This window comes from Pseudomonas sp. NPDC090233 (assembly GCF_044772285.1).
Taxonomy (GTDB): domain Bacteria; phylum Pseudomonadota; class Gammaproteobacteria; order Pseudomonadales; family Pseudomonadaceae; genus Aquipseudomonas.
Map to the genome: position 1 here is coordinate 124363 of NZ_JBIVYQ010000002.1, position 17110 is coordinate 141472.

Here is a 17110-nt window from a genome sequence, read left to right on the forward strand (position 1 = left end):
AGGATGCTCAATGTCACTCATGCCGGCACTAGCCGCCTTGGTGCGCGTGATTAGACATGCCAAGGGGCTGACGCAAGAGCAGATGTCCGGCTCAGTCGAAGCGCGTCATTTGCACAATATTGAAAATGCCCGCTCCAGCATCACGATTGATCGCCTTGAAGCAGTGGCTGCCAAGCTGGAGGTCGATCCCGCCACGCTCATTCTCCTAGCATCTGCGCTTAGTAAAGGGATGAGCGATGAGCAACTGCTGGAAGTTATCCAACAGGAATGCCAAGGCCTCAACAACCTCGGGGCACTCGAGCGCATTGCTGATCACTACCAAGAGGGCAAGGTCACCCGGGTGCGACCAGGGAAGCAGATTGATCCCCAGAAGCTGGCAGCCATTCGACTTGCCAAGGCCGCGGGAGAATCACAAGCCTCAGTCAGCGCACGCCTTGGAGTACCTAAGTCAACGGTAGGCCGACTCTGGCATTACCCTGAAGACTAAACCGTCTCAGCCCTTCATCCTCGAGATGAGCCTAGACTTCGATGGTGAGGTCAGCTGAGAAGCCTGTACGTTCTCCTGGATAACCACGCGGGTTCGACACTAGTCGGCACCCCGTCACGACTGTGTCTACCGCGTAATGGGTGTGACCATAAATCCATACGTCAGCTTGGGCCACGAGGTCATGCCACTGGTTGAAGTATGCCGCGCCCAGATGACCTTCATGCCCCTCACCGGCAACGTCCTGGATTGGACAGTGATGAGTTATCACTATCGTCTTACCCACGAATGGTTTGGCGAGCTCACTGACGAGAAACTCACGAGCGGCAATGTTCCGCCCTATGAGGTCAACGGGTCGAAGCTTCCTGTAGCCCTCCCCTACCCTGATCCTCCTGAAGTCGCTCATCCACTCGGCACAGTCCCTCATGGCCGCCTTGTAATCGCCCGTAGACGTGTAATCTGTCCATGCCGTCGTAACCAAAAACCGTGTGCTACCTATGAAGAGAATCTGGTTGTCCATGACGTGCACATGCTCTGCTGCGGCTTCGCACATTTTGGCGAACGTATGATCGATGTGCCCCTTATAGAACTCGTGATTTCCGCACACGTAGATCAGTGGGCAGTCGAAGGTTTCGTTAGCCCAGGTTACCCCTCTACCACGCACCGAGATGTCGCCAGCAAGGACAACCAAATCCGCATCAACCTGTGGCGGTTCAAAGCTCATGAACTCGATATGCAAATCTGAGTAGATCAAAATTTTCATCAGCTCACGTGTTCTCCGAGCGGCATTTTAGAGATCGCTCGTTCACAGCTTTAGGGGAGCCGTGAGGTTTGAGCAATAAGCCCTGCCGTGCTCCGACACGCTGCATTGGCGAGCGCAGCGGCGGCAGGTTGATATATGAAGCTGCGCCCAGCCGGGCCGTCCATCACAACCCAAAACTGCCGGCCTCTCAGACATACGACTGTTGCTCGTAGCCGGTCACCAGGTCGTTGCCTGGCGAGATCGCATCATGGCTATCGAACACTTCGAAGTGACCTTAGAGGAAGGTATGAAGGCTTCCTTCTCCTTCCATCTCTTCGCGCTAAGGATCTGGCAGCAACACGTCGGGCAACAGTTACAGCCGGACAATCCAAACCGTTTGGAAGGTCTCTGGCGTGGTCACCGAACAACCAGCGTGCGCGCACCTCGAAATTGACGATTTAGCTATAAATTGAACGGACTGATCGGGCGCTGGCGTTGCTGGCTGCTGCGGAGTTCCAGATGTGCCTAGCATCGATCAAGACCATTAAATCCCAAAAAGATGAATATATACATTTGAGCGAGAGCACGCAAACGCGGCATACCCTCCCTTTTATCAGGGCGGACAAAATGAACCTGCGTGAAGCCTATGCAGCAGTGCTGCAGCTGCTGAGAGATCAGCAACAGCTGTCGCAATACGATGTCGCCAGTGGGGTGACCCAATCGCATATCAGCCGAATCGAAGGCTGTCAGTCCAACCCGACGCTGGAAACAAGTCGAGAGCTGGCGAAAGCCTTGAGCTTGCATCCAGTGGCACTGCTGGCCCTGGTACATGCTGCAGATGAACGAAAGACGCCAAGGGAGATACTCGACCAGGTGCACGCAGAGCTCCAACGCTTGGAAATGCTTGATGCCCCTCTTCCTCAGTCGCCTACCAAGAAGGCGCATCCTCGAACCCGCAGCGCAGAGGAAAATTTGCTGAAGGTGCGTGCACTCAAGGCTGAAGGTAAGACCCAGGCTGAAGTGATCACACTACTGGGTATTCCTCGATCCACTGTGAGCCGCTACTGGCGCAAGGAGTGATGCCTCCCAGAGCATCTCCTCAAGCGTGCTGCCTTTCGAGCTCCGTGTAGAGTATCAGCTCATTGCTTGACGGCTCGGCACCGATTAATCATCAGTAGAGCACGGCCCAAACCTCACGATTAGATTGAGTGGCCCCATGCTTGATCCTTGGATAATCTCAGGACGCTTGCAGCCAGCGCCGGTCGCTTTTCTAATGAGATCAGAACGCTCATAACTCAAAAAAAGTGACGCGAGGCTGGGCAGCAGCCGGTCGACGCACGAGGTAGGTCGGCGATCATGGCGCTTGTTGAGAGCACTGTTTGGGTGTGATCTTGCCATTGAGCAGCATATCGATAGGCAATGGCAGCATTGCTTTGAATCTCATGCCATTGAGGCAGGTGCAGCGGTGACCGCTGCGGCAATCTCAGCCAGCCATTCACCGTCATCTCCTCTTTTTTCCTGCTGAAGATAGCTACGCCCCAAGTCCGTCACCGCGGTGTGCGTCATTCGAAACTCGAGCACGTCGGCGCCCGCCAACAAGTCGAAGATCTCTTCGTCTTGCGCACGGCTAATAACCACTTGGGCCGCTGGATGCGAATAGATCTCATCGGCAGCAGCTCTGGCCTGCTCAAAACTTTCAAAGAACTCAAAAATACGCACCTCGCCAAACTCATGCTCGGCACGGATCAGTTCCGGTACGCCTGGCTCCCCCACATAGAATATCTCCCGGCTCTTGAAGCCAAGCACGTGTGGGTGTTGTGGGCCGCGCCGAATCAGCCAAACACCTTTTGGGCCCCGCGAACTGCTGTGTGGAACCAGCATCAGCTGGCGCGTCTTCACGTTATCAAAATGGCGTAGTGTGAGAGCTGGAGTGCCAATATGGATGAGCGTGCTACCACATCGCAGAGTCGCCCGCTCACCAATTGCCTCACTCCAGATCCTATGGGGCTCGGTCTTTGTCGCCACACGCCAGATGGCTGGAACGAGCGCCCGACTTTTCGCTGTCATGTCTTTCGCGAACTCCACGAGCCATGCGTCTGAGTCGGGCAGCCCGGTTTCTGGAATCGGACTGCTCATTTCTTCGTCGAGGGCATAGAACTTCCACTCAAGCGTACGCTGCTGGTAGCCCAGCACAGTTTGCTCCAGCGCGTCGTTGTGAATGCGCAGTTGCTCAGGGCGTAGCGGAATACAGTCTGAATCGCGCGAGGCCCGACCTGCCTCAGGATCCGGCCTTATCTCATCAATCCTCGACAACCACAGCTGCTCTTCTCCGTCGGCCTCAGACCAAATGAGCACTGCATCATCGAAGCCAACACCAGAGCTGTTTTCCTGGGGATCTCCGTCAAAAAAGCTCACACCTCTAGGACTACCGAAAAATGCCCGCGGGTAGACATGAGGTTTCGGCTTGGCCCCTGAGACCTTGGTGTATCTGACCACTACATCCAGGTCGCCACACATCAAAGCTCCGCGTGCATAAGAGCCGACTACCCATAGCTCATTCACAGTCAGTCGACAGGCAGCCGGCTTGTCGTAAATCTTGTACTCGATATCGCGCGTCGAGACGTTGTCGAGCGACTCGCAAATTCGGATCAACTGCTTAGTCAGGCGCTCCCTCGGGTACCGCGTTTCCTGTGTGTTCACCGAACCAACCTCTCAACAAAGGTGATCAGGGTGCCGGGGGTTGTGCCCGGTGGCAAGGGCGCCGTAAGGTCCTTCACTGACCAATACAGGCCAACACTTGGATGTGACATGGCTTTTAGCTATCGTGGCCAATCTCACGGTAGAGAAAGCCTGAAAAGCGGAATGACGTCACCAACAATGGAAGCATCAAAGCTCAGCACCTTCGCCAAGGGCGAGCTTTTTGAGCAGAAGGTGTTTGATCACCTGTCCCGTGAGCTCGAGGCCGGCAACCTCCTGTTCTCTCCGCAATTCAGCACAATCCATCGTAAGAAGAAGTACTTCTCCCGGGATCGCGACGATTTTATCGTGTTCGATATTGCCATCGAAGCCAGGCACCCTGGCTTCGAACAGCCCTCGATGATCATGTTGATCGAGTGCAAGCACTACGACGGCTCCATTCCAATCAACGACGTCGAGGAATTCAGCGCCAAGATCAGTCAGGTCACTGGTCACAACGCCAAGGGGATGTTCGTCTCAGCAAGTGCGTTCCAATCCGGCGCAATGAATTTTGCCAAGAACAAGGGCATGGCCGTGGTTCGGTGGCTGGATGAGGACAGGTTCAAATGGGAACTCGCGCGCCCATTGCTGATAGGAGTGGTGAATGCCTCTTCACGAAGAAGTCACGCGATCAGGCACGCCCTGATCGAGCCGTTGTACCAACCGACAGTATTCAGCACCTATGCTGCCACCCCTGATGGGTATACGAATACCTGGGAAGGGGTATTCCAGGGTTTGTTCTTCGATGACAGTAGTCAAAGCTCCGCTGATTTGAGGACGCTGCTTCGGAATACACCCAGAGAGAGGCAACGAGTCGCTTTCCTGTCGATGCTTCAAATCGAAGAGCGCGTGCAAGAGATACTCTGCCGTATCCACTACAGCGATGGGATCGTTGATCTGCGCAAGCTCGCTGATCATGAGCTCTGCAGCAGCGGTCTGGAGGTGGTATTCAGCGGTGCCTCGAAATCTGCCCTGGGAGGCATATCGTTCAGCCCGCCAAGGATCCAGATCTTCGCTGATCACCAGGATGCTCCTATGGCCAGATTTACGTTGGCTCACGAGCTGGGTCATTACTACCTAGGTCACGGCAAATACATGAAGCGAGAAGAGGTTCAGGCAGGCGACCTCGAGTCTCATCACAGTGTCAGAATGCCGAGAGGAGATGTCGAGCGGCTGGAGTGGCAGGCGAATGCCTTCGCCTCATTTCTGCTCATGCCGACAAGAGCCTTTCTCCAACGCCTGGCGCTATTGGCGGTGATCTATGACATTCGCAACCGAGGGCACGGGCTCCTCTACCTGGATAACCAGGGCGTCAACTACCGAAACTATCGGTTGGTGACAGACAATTTGAGCCACCATTTCAACGTATCCAAGACCGCAGTCCGCCTGCGTTTGCTCAGCTTGGGACTACTGGTTGACGCCAGCAGCTTTAGCAAACGCGCACGCTCGTTTGCCGAGATTGTCAGCCAGCGTCCAGGGTGCTAGTCTGCGCGCTCAGGTACTCGGTAGGTGCCTGCAGTCCACACCAGCGAAGCTTTAGCACTATCGTGACAGTTGATACATCCAGACCTGAGATCCATTCAGGTTGCCTTGTAGTGGACGCCAGGCCAGCCCTCGCGAGAGCTGAAAATTGCAAGTCACCTATACCCACATCAAGCAAGTCAAACGCGCCGCCAAGGCACTGAAAGACTCCTATCCGACTTTGAAACTCGGTCAGCGACAAGATTTGGCTGCCGTGCAAGTGCTGGGCGTCAGAAACTATCATGAAGCTGTGCGACGCTATGATTCGTGGCTAATGCTCCACGTGGATGTGTCACAGGATCGTTACGGCACAAGCAAGTGCACCCTCTGCGACTTCAGCTTCGCCGCCGACCTCAAAGAAGATCGCGAAGCACACCAGGTGGTACATGAGCGTTTTCATGAGGCCGTAGAAGCACTGGGCTATTGCCCCGCCATCCACCTGCAGCGAGAACGGTTGAAAGATGAGGGAAGCAAAAAGGCGTTCTCAACTGAAGGCTTGGAGACGCAGATCAATGGCGCCCTCATGGTGTTTCGCGGCTGGTTCGATCGCTCTCTTTGCAACGCGATCTACGATGAATACTGGCGTAAGCACCCGACATTCGACCTGTATGTATCCATGATCTTGGACAGTCTGGGGGATATGTACAAGGAGCTGAAACCTTTACTCAAGATGAGGTACGGGTATCGTCCAGGCGAGATCAAGCCGGGGCAGACGAATTGGTATCCGGGGCGCTAGTTGTAAAATGGGCCCTACCCCGGTAGGGCCCTCTCCATGCTCTTTCCCAGCGCAAGGCTTTATTGATCATCTCGGAAGATTCACGACACTTGTAATCCATACAACACGGCAATGGATCCCTTCTGAACATTTTCCGGTTCAAGCCCTGTCTTGCCAACGACGTCCCGTATCGGTTGCGCTCCATCGAGACGACGCGTTCACCTGGATGCTGAACTCCAGCGCCTCCCGCCCAAGGAGTAACAACGTCTTATGCCTGTTTTCTTCGCTCGGTCGACGGGGGCCATCTGGATCCCAGCGTGTCCAGGTATCGAAATAAGGTTTATCTCTCTCTTCAATGATGTCAGGCCTAAGCCGTACGATCTCAGAGGGGGCTGGCCGGGCCGGCGTGGCCTGGGTCGGAATGGCACCGTTGAGTTGTTCAAGGAAAACACTGGGGATCAAGCGTTGCCCCGTTGCGCCATCTACACGCAGCACTTCCAGCAAGCTGCCATACATGTCGCCCAGATAGTCTCGGATTAGGTAACCTTTTCGCACATCAAACCGAAAAAATCTTGGCGCACCACCTCTGGAGGTCATCGCAAGAACGAAAGGATCATCGCGTGTCGAAAACAGGCAATCAAAGCTAGCGGCCCCCACGTTGATCCGAAACTGCTGCATGTCCGACCGGATCGCGATCATGCTTTGATGAAGAGCCCTCAACGACGTCATGTGCATAGACTGCATTCCCTTCTTACTGGCGTGACTTGTCGCACAGCTCCAGCTGCGCGATCTTGAAGGCACAATCATGGCTAGGCTGAGCCTATGAGACAAGCGAACTCTTGATGGCCCGTCTTTACATCGCACCTACTCAACCCGCATTGGCCGAAAGTCCTCAATGGCCACACTGACCCTTTCAATCGTCAGCACAGTCTCTCCTGAGCAGGATCTACGTAGTGAGTGACGAGCGCGTTCTTGCTCTCAGGCTGACTATCTCTGCTTCACCCCTGCGGCTTAGCCTCAAGCCTTAAAGGAGTACAAATGTACTCCACTTTCACAACCTGGAAACGTTCTGTCCTTCATTCTCTGGAGAACCGTCATGACCATGATTTCAGGCGACCCAACGACGCAACTGGCCTTTTCCATGTCCGAGAACCAGGGGGTGTATGCAGTGCTCCTTGGATCCGGGGTATCACGTGCCGCCGGCATACCCACCGGCTGGGAAATCACGATGGAGCTGGTCAGACGCTTAGGCAGAGCCTCGGGGGCGAAAGAGCAGACTGATTGGCTGGCGTGGTACGTCCAGCAGACCGGCCACCACCCCAGTTACTCGGCGCTGCTTGAAGCGCTGGCTACAACCCAAACTGAGCGACGATCCATTATCCAGGGGTTTCTGGAGCCAAGCGAGCAAGACTTGGAAAATGGCCTGAAAATACCAACAGCAGCCCACCGGGCCGTAGCTGACATGGTGAAGGCAGGTCATATACGAGTGATCGTTACCACTAACTTTGATCGGCTGATGGAAAGCGCGTTACGAGACCTCGGCATTGAACCCACCGTCGTCAGCAACCTGGACAGCCTCCTAGGTGCCGAGCCTCTGACTCACTCGCCCTGCTACCTCCTCAAAATCCATGGGGACTACAAGGACGCGCGGATACTCAACACCGACCTGGAACTAGGTGATTACCCACCGCAGTTCAACGCCCTCCTCGACCGCATCATCGATGAGTTTGGACTGGTCATTGCGGGCTGGTCAGGTGAATGGGATCACGCACTTCGGGCTGCTTTCGTACGAGCACCGAGCCGACGCTATCCAACCGTTTGGTTGTCACACGGGCACATGTCGACATGCGCTCAAGAGCTCGTAAGTCACCGCCGGGCAATGGTCGCCAACGGCGATGCAGACACCTTCTTCACCCAGCTGCAGATAAAGCTGGATACCATCCACCAGAGCAAAAAATCAAACCCAGTCGGCATTGAGCTTACGCTTGCGATGGCCAAACGCTTCATGGCCAAAACGGAGTATCGGATTCAGCTCGATGACCTAGTCAGCACTGAAACCCGTCGAGTGCTGGATCATCTCACCGCGGTCTTTGCTGCCGGGGAGCCAAACCCGCCACTGGCTTTCACAGAACTCGCCCAAGCACGTGAAGCTGCAACTGAACCGCTTGCTCGACTGGGAACCATCTTGGGGCGCTGGGGCAGCGGTGACGAGATCGACTCCATACTTGAAGCCATCAAGTCGCTGTACTTCTTAGCCCAACACTATCGGGGCGGTTCGTTCTACTGGCAGGGCGTCATGAGCTACCCTGCCGCGCTTGTGTTTTACGGTTATGGCCTGGGCTTGACCCGCGCCGGTCGATGGGACGGATTGTATAAACTCCTCAACACCCCGCTGGTGCATGACGGCTACGCAGAGCGCATCGGGGCAATTCTCGCGCCCTTCTTCATCGAGTCAGACTGCAGCAAAGGATGGGAAGAGCTTCCAGGTCAAAGTGAATGCAACACCCCACTCTGCAGCCGCGTGCTTGAGGTCTTGATGCCTCAGTGGGCAGCCGATTTCGCGGGCGTTCGAGAGTCGCAGGCGATCTACGATTATTTCGAGATAGCCTGCCTGCTCACCCACATAAGCGTGGCGGAGGTTAGCCGAGCAGAAATGAAGGAGCGCCTGAAGACAGGAAATTTCCACTACCTCGTCTCTGGCCGCATAAAGTGGAATGAGCAATCCAGAAAGCGGATAGCCACAGGGCTATCACTCGAGGAATACGGAGCCCCGCTGCTCCGAGCAGGATTCGCTCAGGGTGACAAGGAGTATCTGGATACGTTCATAGAAGGTCTCCAGCACCACATGGGATGATCCACTGCTTGGCTCATTGGACAGCCAAAGCACCTAGCGTGCACACCTTGTCGCAACCAGTCTCGAAACGCTTCGTTACCACGCCAGGCGACTGTGGACGCGAGAAGACGAGCGCGCTAGTGCAGCCCTGCGTTATCAGGCAGACAACATCGCAATTGTGGCTGGCGTACCGAACATCGAAGCACTCTACGAGCACTGCCTCCCTTGATGCCTGCTCAGTCAAATATTCACATCGTAAAACCGACAACAACGACAAGGCGCCTGCGACTGCTCTAGCTTCGTAGCGCAGCATAGAATGTGAGCTACCCGCTGAGCGGGTATCGGGGAACGTCTCCGCCACAAGATCAATCACCGACTCACTCACGGCCAATGCCAAGTAAAAATCAACATCAGCATCGCGGCTAACCTAAACAAGGCTTCCTGGATTTGGGTTGATCATGAGCGGCACAGGGGCACGCCAGCCTGGCGGGTGGGCCTCGCGGCATTAGATCGCGCACCGGAGTGTTTCCCCGCGGCTCCGAAGCCCGAAGCGTTGCTGGCTTCCCCGTGGCAACCACCGACCGGTTCGCCGCCCGAACGCTCGGCTACCCTAGCCGATTTTCAGCGCCCGACCTTTAATGAGATGACCGTGACCAACCGTAAGCAGCCCGTCCGCGCCGTTTTTCCGCGCAAAGCGGCTCGCAAGGAAGAACCGACAGCTCCAGACCTTTCTTCCTGCTTGTCCTACGCCCTGCTCATCCTGTACATCCTGGCCAGTGCGTCAGCGACGAAGGACTCCATGCTGCTCGTGCCGAGCAAAGGTATCCAGCTTCCGCTCGTGACCGTGACGGTCTCGGTGGTTGGGTTCTATGCACTGAGCCCCCTCCTTGTCCTGATCGGGCACCTGATAACCCTGCGCAGACTGCCCAAGGTGTACGCCGGCCTCAAGACCGCTAACACCAGTACGCCGCACGGCGCTCTTGATCTGGGCACAGACAAGCTGATGCTGGGCTGCCTCTTGATCGCTGGGCCCGCAACCCTGCTGTACATACTCGGTAAATTCACCGCCTACCAGAGCGCTCCCCTATTTATCATCCAGGTGGCGTGCCTGTATGGGGCCTGGCGTGCATCCCGGGTGAGGTACCAGGAGCTGCTAGCTAATCACGTCAACCGGTATGCTCAGCGCGTATTGCGTTGGACGCGCCGCCTTGGAACGTCTGTCTTGGCGGTATGGCTCCTCATCTGCATCGATGTCATCTTCATCCCTGCAAAATACTCCGTTGTCCTCTACCTGAAATCGCAGACGACACTTCTGAACAGCCAAGACGGCACAGTCGCCTGGGTGCCACACATTCAAATCGACCGAAGCGAGAAGCTGTGGGCTGGCCCGGCCACCACAAGCGACGCACTAGCCTCGTACTCAGGTGTTCCGGATAGCGAGAACTACTTCATGGCCCGCGAAGTGGGCATGGATTTGCGCTCCCGCCACCTTCGTTTCCTGGACATCAGCATGCAAGTAATACCCCGAATCTGGGCTCACGATGCTGACCTTTCGGGCGCGAATCTAACCCTTGCCCGCCTCTACGGCTCGGTGTTCGTAAACACATCCTTGGACGGAGCGAATTTCAGAGATGCTGAGCTGGATGGCTCGACGTTCCAGTTCATTGATCTGGACACCACAAGCTTCGTCAAGACCAGCATGAAGGGGTCTCTGTGGGACACCATCAAGATGACCGATGTATCGTTCGTTTTCGCAGACCTAGCGCTTGCGTCGTTCTATGGGGTTACCTTTGAAAACGTCGATTTCAAAATGACCTCGCTCCAGGCCACCTCATATTTCAGAACCAATGGAAAAAGGGTGAGTGTCATGCCGATGGAGCCATACCAGATACTGGATGCCTCGGAGTCAGTGGGATGGCCCAAGCAGCGCGAATCTCTTTTGAAAATCGACCCCAAGGCGGCACTTCAGGGCGTACGTCACCGGCTCTGCAAACCGAAGCTGGAACCCAGTTGGGGATTTGCTTGGAATATGTTCATCCAGACCCGAGTACTTTTTACTCGCATCGAACGAGAGTTGAACTCGGTGGTGCTGGATTTCTTGACGGTCGGAGATTGCAAAAACCTGCCTGACCAAGGGCTCAGGGAGTACACCGACGCCTTTAACGCTGAAATGAAAAAGCAAGCAAACCAGGTCGAATCACTAGCTCCGCCCGCTGGATCGGCCAGCGTCTTACCTATTCCACCTGGATTGATGAACCCTGACGCGAACAAGAGGGGTGGAGCCACGAAAAAACCTGCGGAGGGCTTAGTCCCTTCCGTTGGCCCTACTGGGCGGGAGCCATCCGGCGCCGAATAAAACCCTAGACCTCCCAGAGGCCAGTGCGCCACCATTGGCCTCAAGAGTGTTCCTTCGCAAGGATTCGCATGCAAAATTCCATTTCCTCTGTGCTTCAGATGTGGCTACTGGGCCCCCCTAAAGCTGAAATATTCACCAACTTGTACCTGTCAAGTCTTGGCTACGAACGACTTCAGAACGTTGCGCCACTGGGTGGCCCGGACGGTGGACGAGACCTTGAAAGCCTCGATGGTACGGTTGTTGTTGCATGCTATTTTCCTGTCAAAAAGCTCGAGTCATTCAAAAAAATCAAAAGCAAGTTCATGAGCGATATGAAAAAAGCTCATGCATGTGGCGCAGAGAAATTCATATTTGTTACGGGACAGATCCTGCAGCAAGCGGATAAGCGCAAACTAATTAAGCTTAGCACGATTCATTCAACAGAAATTCACGACTGTACTGACATATCAAATAGAGTCGCCGCACCTGAGTCCGGCTACCTAAGAGCTGAACTGGGCTTCCCAGATAACAAGGAATCACCCGAGAAAGATTTTTTCCGCAGACTATATAAAATTGTCGACTTCCCCCAGCTCATTGAGCTTTTCCACATTTCCCTACCCCCGAGAAAATTCCCAAGCGGTTTCATTTCCTTCTTTGATTCGGTTGAAAAATTCAACTACTCTGCCGAACCTGGTCTACTTGGCAAGCAGCTGAAAACCGCGTTCTGCAACTGGAGTAAGGCAGTTGAGAGATTTGATCAGCAAATCAATGACCCAGATCGTTTCGATAGCGTTGATGCACAACGAAGCTATGTGCTTATTAAATTGCCCTATGTTGCGTCTCAACGCATTGGCGCTGAAATCAAAGCCGCGTTTACAACTCTGCACCAGGAAACCAACGCACTCACTCGCCTTGTATCCGAAAAACACCGCATATCAATTCACCAGGGCCGCTGAGGGCATTGCCAAAAGGCCGATGTTCTCCGAGCAAGGAAGTACAGTACCTCAGATACTATAACCACGGATATGCGACTGGGCTTGAGTTAGAGCCTGACCAAGGGAAATGCTAAGACGTCACAACCACCCAGGAACACTGGATACTATGGCGGTAGCGGTAGGAATGGCAGACATGATGTTAGGTTGGACGGTATCGACCCGCGCCCTTTTCCAACCCGCTCGCCAGCTCATCGAGCGCATGACGCAAACATCGATCCTCCTTTACGTCGCCAGAACTGGGCTGCAACTGACGAGAGTGCCTGATGAGCGCTTGGAGATGCTTCACACTGAGCTCCAGCTCAATCAGCACGCGATCTTCAAATGAAAACCCCTCAACTCGATTGAAGAAAACAGGGACAACCCGGGTCTCAGTGAATCCCCCCTCTCTCGGTGAGCCTAATAAATATCCATAGCAAATATTGTCTTTAACTAGCACAACCATCAGCAGCCTATTAAGCTCGCGACGCCTACCCACAATCCAATCTTCGAGGAACCGTGGATAGCCGGTCACGCTAACAATATAGCTATCTAACTCTGCCATTGACGTAGGCCATACGACTTCCGACCAATCAGTACCAGCGGCAACGAGTACTAGCAAGCAATGCCCTTCCCTTAAGCTCGCAATGGTCTCATCGTTGTGGAAGGTAAAGGGTAACGGGTCGATTTCGTAATAAGGCACGAAAAATAGCGTGCCCTTCATTAGCTTACCGCCAGAAAAATTGGCTGCAATTCGAAATTCCGCTGCCCCATCAAACTGGGGAAGATCAACCCGACCAGAAGCAAATTCTGAGGTTTCTGCCACCTGTCGATACCTCAGACAGAAACGGCCCCACTCAGTATGTGCATCATTCATGTCGCCCTCCGGGATTGATGAGCGCATTGAATTCAATGGCATAGCGTTTAATGATGAAAATTTCGTTCCGGGGTTTACATAGGCTTAGGGCCATGAGCTAACCGCCCCCAGGGAAGATTCGTCTAACAGGCATATCCATGTTCAATGCGCTCGAGCACACCTTTTACTCTTCGATACCCAGTCTCATCGTATGCGCACTCCAATGCGGTGGCGCCACTGAAAAAAGTCCTAGGCTCCGATAACCAAATGTTGGCCTTGGCTTCGCTGCCAAACACCCGCTCAGCCTGACGTCGAATTAACTCCTCAAAACTCATTTCTGTTTTCATGAGGAATGATTTCCTAGCGGCTTGAGCGTTCGTTTCCTGGGCGAATGGCGCACTGATTGGATTCAGGCATTTTCCAAGGCCAGGAGTGCAGGAAGGCTCACATGTTTTCTTGTCCCTGGCCCAGCCAAGATGTAACTCGTATGCATGCTTTCAAAAGTGCAATCATCTAGTACACGCTGGAAGCTAGAGCGGATTGCACCTGCTCGGGAGCCTTCAACGCTGCTGTCGTACACCACGGTGCTGGCAAAGAGCACCGTTGGCTGTAGCCCTTTGGCGTTGAGATCATCTTCAACATCGCTTGGCACCATGATGTCTAGTAGGAGCCAGTCCCGTACGACATAAAACGGTCGGCCCTGATTATTTGCCCGTGCAGTCTCCACGATAAGCTCATCTGATTGGCCATCACCGTCCAAGGGGAGGCCGTGCTCGGATAAAAGGTCTGCTACCAACGCTGATTCCACTGTACCTACCTGATTCGTCTTAGCGCGCTACATCTTGCATCGCTTCGTTGCGGGATATTCCGGCCCTAGTGAAGGACGCCTTCGAACTGAGGGCTTCCACCTTCCAGCGCCCAGTCGCAGACGACGTAGACGCTTCCATTTCTCGTCTGAAACAGATGGTACGCACCATGCTCGATACGCCGCCTCAACACAGATGTACGGATTGTGGAACCATCTCGGAATCGACAGCGGCTCTCGCGATAGACAATGCCCACCAGACAATTGATTGACTGGTCGTACACAGCGCAGCAAAGGAAGCCCGTTATAGCGATGCCGAAATTTGTGGCCATCGCCCGCTCCACATTGGCAGGCACTGGCCCGGGCGGCGTCTCGATCGGCGACTGCTGGCTAACCAACAGCTCAAAATTGCTGGACATCACAGTGTACCCTTGAGAGTTAGCCGTATATTGAATAGGTAATCGGACACCAGCCTCAGCACTCTGTGAAAGACAAGCGCCAAGCAGGTGGCTGACAAGCCAGCCAATTCCCACAATGATGAATATATACATTTTAGTGAGATCACGCAAACGCGGCATACCGTCCGCTTTTATCAGGGCGGATGAAATGAGCCTGCGTGAAGCCTATGCAGCGGTTCTGCAACTGCTGAGAGACTAGCAGCAGCTATCTCAATACGATGTCGCCGGCGGGGTGACCCAATCGCAGGTCAGCCGCCTGGAAGGCCGTCAATCCAACCCCACACTTGAAACGAATCGAGCGCTCGCCAAGTCCTTGAGTGTGCATCCGCTGACCTTCTTGGCGCTCGTACATGCGTCAGATGAGCAGAAGACGCCTAGGGACATCCTCAATCTGGTACTAGAAGAACTCAAGGTTATGGAGCTTCTTGACGCACCTCTTCCCCTGGCGCCGGCAAAAAAAAGCGCATCCCCGTACTCGCAGCACCGAGGAGAACCTAAAGAAGGTTCGCGCGCTGAAAACCGAAGGTAAGACCCAGGTTGAGGTGATACAGCTGTTGGGCATCCCTCGTTCTACTGTCAGCCGTTACTGGCGCAAAGAATGATGTCTTTATTCAGTGTGTGGTGGGCATTGATGTCAGCTTCAAAATCAATGCTTCGGCGCTAGGTCGACCAGAGATAACTACTGATTGGCCATGCGGCCCTTTCTCAAAAAATTGAAAAGTAGTCGTCTGCTCGGTTCGCTCTATCGGGTGGATGAATGAGCCACCCGATTGACCGCTTGCGTGTTCGCATAGACAAACACTGTATGTCAAATCAACGACCGCTCTCCAAACGAAAGAGAGGGGTCGTTTGTCTGAAGGTTAGGTTTAGCGCCAAAAGCTTTTCACGGCGCTGAGGCTGCGGTGCTGGCAAATTTATCCAAGTCGCGCTTATTTCTCTCTTTCTACGTCGGAATGACGATCGATCTTGTCGTTATACCTTGGAATTTCTACTCCTTCAGGGAGATACCGGCGCCAATAGGCTTTTCGAAAAGGAAGGTTGGAACTTGAAAGGTCGCTGGTTACGAAGCTAAGCGAAGGGTAAAACTTAGGCTCTGATTCGACAATTGCGAATGTTTGACGGCCAGTGACATAACCATCCATAGAGAGTTCAGGTACGCCTTCAACGTTTCTTGTCTTCTGCTCAAACCTACTGCTTTCTTCGCGCCAAAGCATTTTTACATATTCGGAGTCCTCAGCGCGACTGAAGTATATCGAGTTGACAGCTTCATGAAGTTGAAGCTTATTGATCTGCGTAACATCATCATCGTTCGTGACGTCCAGTACAATACTCTTCGCGTCGCCAATTCGATAAACGGAAGCATCAAAAAATAACGCCAGAAAATCGGGGTTTAGAGGATAAAAAATCTGCAGCCCAACGTTAGCGTTGCCCAGTTTGCTGCACTTAAAATCACTAAGCGCGGGGTTAGTGTAGGCGATCGGGGAATCGCTGAAAATGAAAGGATGCGAAGTACAATTTTTGAGGATAATTAGCTGAAGATCTGCGACATCACTCTTATCGATCATCATCAGTTTGACAAACTGGGAGTCTCTGGGGTCGCTAAATGACTTGAAAAACATCCTCATCGCGTCATTGACGGCTTGGGTGGCCTCGGGTGAATGACCTGAGTCGTAGTTGTCCAGATCCTCAACCTGAGGTGCAAAAAAACCTTCATGAAATTCGTGAACTCCGTGTTCGGCCTTACGGTGACTCAGAGTCCGCTCCCGTTGAAACTGAGTGTTCTCCAGAAGAATTTCAATCTCTGCGGATGGAAGGTCGGCGACACCATCAGCTAGTGCTTTCAAAATACGCTTTCGATTCTCGAAGTACTTGGTGTCAAACTCTGTTATTTCATCTTCTCTTTCCGCATCGCCATAGAACCAAGCTGCGGATGATTGGCCGCTAAAAGAAACATGCGGTATGGAATTTCCGCTCTTTTTAAATAGGCCGCAAACGCTGGATCCATCTCTAGAGAATTCTTCAAAATAGCTCTCAGGCACATAGTGTTGATTTTTATTTCTATTAGGGTCTTTTCCGTTTTCCATCCAAAGCTGCTCCTTGAGTGATTGACCTGCGCCAGCAAAGAAGTGCGAGCACGGTGAATCTTGTCATGTCTTTAAAGACTTGGTGTAGGCCTGTAATTAGGCTTTGACAATATGTGTTTAACTTTGATTCTAATAATGATTCGGCGATTCGGCATGTCCGCTTATGCCCAACTTTCAAATTTATGAGTTGTACGCTTTGAACAACCGATCTGAGGCCAAATACACAGCGCCTCGTGCCCTGGAAAAAGCTACGTAGAGTTTGTTCCGAGCTTTAGCCACAGACTCCTGGAGCTTGCCCTCCTGATACTGCTTCCATGCCTTCGCGCCCAGCACGACGCAGACATCGTTGTAATGATCCTGCCTTTTGCTCGCTCCCCAATTCTGCGAGTGCCCCCCGTACTTGTAGTGCTGCTCGTAGAAGAGCTTCACCACGGTGGAGTCTCCATGCAGCCGATCCGCCATCTCTTGGCTCTCGACATTGACGATCTCGCTTAGCCTGTCTTCATGGGCATCCGTGTGATCTGAGTGAATCAATCTCTTCGTCCGAAAAAAGCTCATGCCATCTCCATG

15 protein-coding genes are annotated in these 17110 nt (G+C 53.5%); 7 read left to right on the plus strand and 8 right to left on the minus strand.

The features are described from left to right. The first annotated feature begins 10 nt into the window (after positions 1 to 10). Positions 11 to 487, plus strand: coding sequence for a helix-turn-helix domain-containing protein (locus tag ACIQUF_RS05050; RefSeq protein WP_403129101.1), 477 nt, complete (start codon positions 11 to 13; stop codon positions 485 to 487). 31 nt (positions 488 to 518) lie between these two features. Here the strand turns inward: ACIQUF_RS05050 and ACIQUF_RS05055 are convergent, their stop codons facing one another. Next, positions 519 to 1247: a metallophosphoesterase gene (locus ACIQUF_RS05055; protein WP_403129102.1), complete on the minus strand. Its 729-nt coding sequence runs from the start codon at positions 1245 to 1247 to the stop codon at positions 519 to 521. Positions 1248 to 1853: 606 nt separating this feature from the next. On the opposite strand from ACIQUF_RS05055, the gene ACIQUF_RS05060 reads away from it, so the two are divergent. Continuing rightward, positions 1854 to 2306 (plus strand): helix-turn-helix domain-containing protein, encoded by a 453-nt coding sequence (locus tag ACIQUF_RS05060; RefSeq protein WP_403129104.1) that lies wholly within the window; start codon positions 1854 to 1856, stop codon positions 2304 to 2306. Positions 2307 to 2666: 360 nt separating this feature from the next. Here the strand turns inward: ACIQUF_RS05060 and ACIQUF_RS05065 are convergent, their stop codons facing one another. Next, positions 2667 to 3926 (minus strand): hypothetical protein, encoded by a 1260-nt coding sequence (locus ACIQUF_RS05065; RefSeq protein WP_403129106.1) that lies wholly within the window; start codon positions 3924 to 3926, stop codon positions 2667 to 2669. Positions 3927 to 4034: 108 nt separating this feature from the next. Between ACIQUF_RS05065 and ACIQUF_RS05070 the strand changes: the two genes are divergently transcribed. Continuing rightward, the gene (locus ACIQUF_RS05070) at positions 4035 to 5447 is read left to right on the plus strand and encodes an ImmA/IrrE family metallo-endopeptidase (RefSeq protein WP_403129108.1); all 1413 of its coding nucleotides are present in this window, start codon (positions 4035 to 4037) and stop codon (positions 5445 to 5447) included. Between the two features lie 145 nt (positions 5448 to 5592). Continuing rightward, positions 5593 to 6219 (plus strand): hypothetical protein, encoded by a 627-nt coding sequence (locus tag ACIQUF_RS05075; protein WP_403129110.1) that lies wholly within the window; start codon positions 5593 to 5595, stop codon positions 6217 to 6219. A gap of 138 nt (positions 6220 to 6357) precedes the next feature. On the opposite strand, the gene ACIQUF_RS05080 is transcribed toward ACIQUF_RS05075, so the two are convergent. Next, the gene (locus ACIQUF_RS05080; protein WP_346640041.1) at positions 6358 to 6933 is read right to left on the minus strand and encodes a DUF6037 family protein; all 576 of its coding nucleotides are present in this window, start codon (positions 6931 to 6933) and stop codon (positions 6358 to 6360) included. 361 nt (positions 6934 to 7294) lie between these two features. Between ACIQUF_RS05080 and ACIQUF_RS05085 the strand changes: the two genes are divergently transcribed. The 3 genes from ACIQUF_RS05085 to ACIQUF_RS05095 all read left to right on the plus strand — a co-directional run bounded on the left by ACIQUF_RS05085 (position 7295) and on the right by ACIQUF_RS05095 (position 12322). After that, a complete protein-coding gene (locus ACIQUF_RS05085; protein ID WP_403129112.1) occupies positions 7295 to 9052 on the plus strand; it encodes an SIR2 family protein in 1758 nt (585 codons plus the stop codon). Between the two features lie 628 nt (positions 9053 to 9680). Beyond that, complete coding sequence (locus tag ACIQUF_RS05090) at positions 9681 to 11387, plus strand: pentapeptide repeat-containing protein (protein ID WP_403129114.1); 1707 nt, start codon at positions 9681 to 9683, stop codon at positions 11385 to 11387. A 68-nt stretch (positions 11388 to 11455) separates the two neighbouring features. Further along, positions 11456 to 12322: a hypothetical protein gene (locus tag ACIQUF_RS05095; protein WP_403129116.1), complete on the plus strand. Its 867-nt coding sequence runs from the start codon at positions 11456 to 11458 to the stop codon at positions 12320 to 12322. Between the two features lie 178 nt (positions 12323 to 12500). Here the strand turns inward: ACIQUF_RS05095 and ACIQUF_RS05100 are convergent, their stop codons facing one another. The 5 genes from ACIQUF_RS05100 to ACIQUF_RS05120 all read right to left on the minus strand — a co-directional run bounded on the left by ACIQUF_RS05100 (position 12501) and on the right by ACIQUF_RS05120 (position 17098). Continuing rightward, on the minus strand, positions 12501 to 13214 hold the full coding sequence (locus tag ACIQUF_RS05100) for a hypothetical protein (RefSeq protein WP_403129118.1): 714 nt from the start codon (positions 13212 to 13214) through the stop codon (positions 12501 to 12503). Between the two features lie 122 nt (positions 13215 to 13336). Continuing rightward, positions 13337 to 13540 carry an MbcA/ParS/Xre antitoxin family protein gene (locus ACIQUF_RS05105; RefSeq protein WP_403129120.1) on the minus strand — a complete coding sequence of 68 codons (204 nt, stop codon included), beginning with the start codon at positions 13538 to 13540 and terminating at the stop codon, positions 13337 to 13339. Between the two features lie 62 nt (positions 13541 to 13602). Then, positions 13603 to 14001 carry a DUF6957 family protein gene (locus tag ACIQUF_RS05110; RefSeq protein WP_403129121.1) on the minus strand — a complete coding sequence of 133 codons (399 nt, stop codon included), beginning with the start codon at positions 13999 to 14001 and terminating at the stop codon, positions 13603 to 13605. 1384 nt (positions 14002 to 15385) lie between these two features. Beyond that, complete coding sequence (locus ACIQUF_RS05115) at positions 15386 to 16540, minus strand: DUF4238 domain-containing protein (protein ID WP_403129123.1); 1155 nt, start codon at positions 16538 to 16540, stop codon at positions 15386 to 15388. Between the two features lie 180 nt (positions 16541 to 16720). Then, the gene (locus tag ACIQUF_RS05120) at positions 16721 to 17098 is read right to left on the minus strand and encodes a hypothetical protein (protein WP_403129125.1); all 378 of its coding nucleotides are present in this window, start codon (positions 17096 to 17098) and stop codon (positions 16721 to 16723) included. Between the last annotated feature and the right edge of the window lie 12 nt (positions 17099 to 17110).

Bases quoted from the DNA above. Each gene is read 5' to 3' on its own strand.
- ACIQUF_RS05070 (WP_403129108.1), top strand. From the start codon at position 4,035: ATGGCTTTTAGCTATCGTGGCCAATCTCACGGTAGAGAAAGCCTGAAA.
- ACIQUF_RS05100 (WP_403129118.1), bottom strand. From the start codon at position 13,214: ATGAATGATGCACATACTGAGTGGGGCCGTTTCTGTCTGAGGTATCGA.
- ACIQUF_RS05085 (WP_403129112.1), top strand. From the start codon at position 7,295: ATGACCATGATTTCAGGCGACCCAACGACGCAACTGGCCTTTTCCATG.
- ACIQUF_RS05055 (WP_403129102.1), bottom strand. From the start codon at position 1,247: ATGAAAATTTTGATCTACTCAGATTTGCATATCGAGTTCATGAGCTTT.
- ACIQUF_RS05080 (WP_346640041.1), bottom strand. From the start codon at position 6,933: ATGCACATGACGTCGTTGAGGGCTCTTCATCAAAGCATGATCGCGATC.
- ACIQUF_RS05105 (WP_403129120.1), bottom strand. From the start codon at position 13,540: ATGAAAACAGAAATGAGTTTTGAGGAGTTAATTCGACGTCAGGCTGAG.
- ACIQUF_RS05095 (WP_403129116.1), top strand. From the start codon at position 11,456: ATGCAAAATTCCATTTCCTCTGTGCTTCAGATGTGGCTACTGGGCCCC.
- ACIQUF_RS05060 (WP_403129104.1), top strand. From the start codon at position 1,854: ATGAACCTGCGTGAAGCCTATGCAGCAGTGCTGCAGCTGCTGAGAGAT.
- ACIQUF_RS05115 (WP_403129123.1), bottom strand. From the start codon at position 16,540: ATGGAAAACGGAAAAGACCCTAATAGAAATAAAAATCAACACTATGTG.
- ACIQUF_RS05120 (WP_403129125.1), bottom strand. From the start codon at position 17,098: ATGAGCTTTTTTCGGACGAAGAGATTGATTCACTCAGATCACACGGAT.
- ACIQUF_RS05050 (WP_403129101.1), top strand. From the start codon at position 11: ATGTCACTCATGCCGGCACTAGCCGCCTTGGTGCGCGTGATTAGACAT.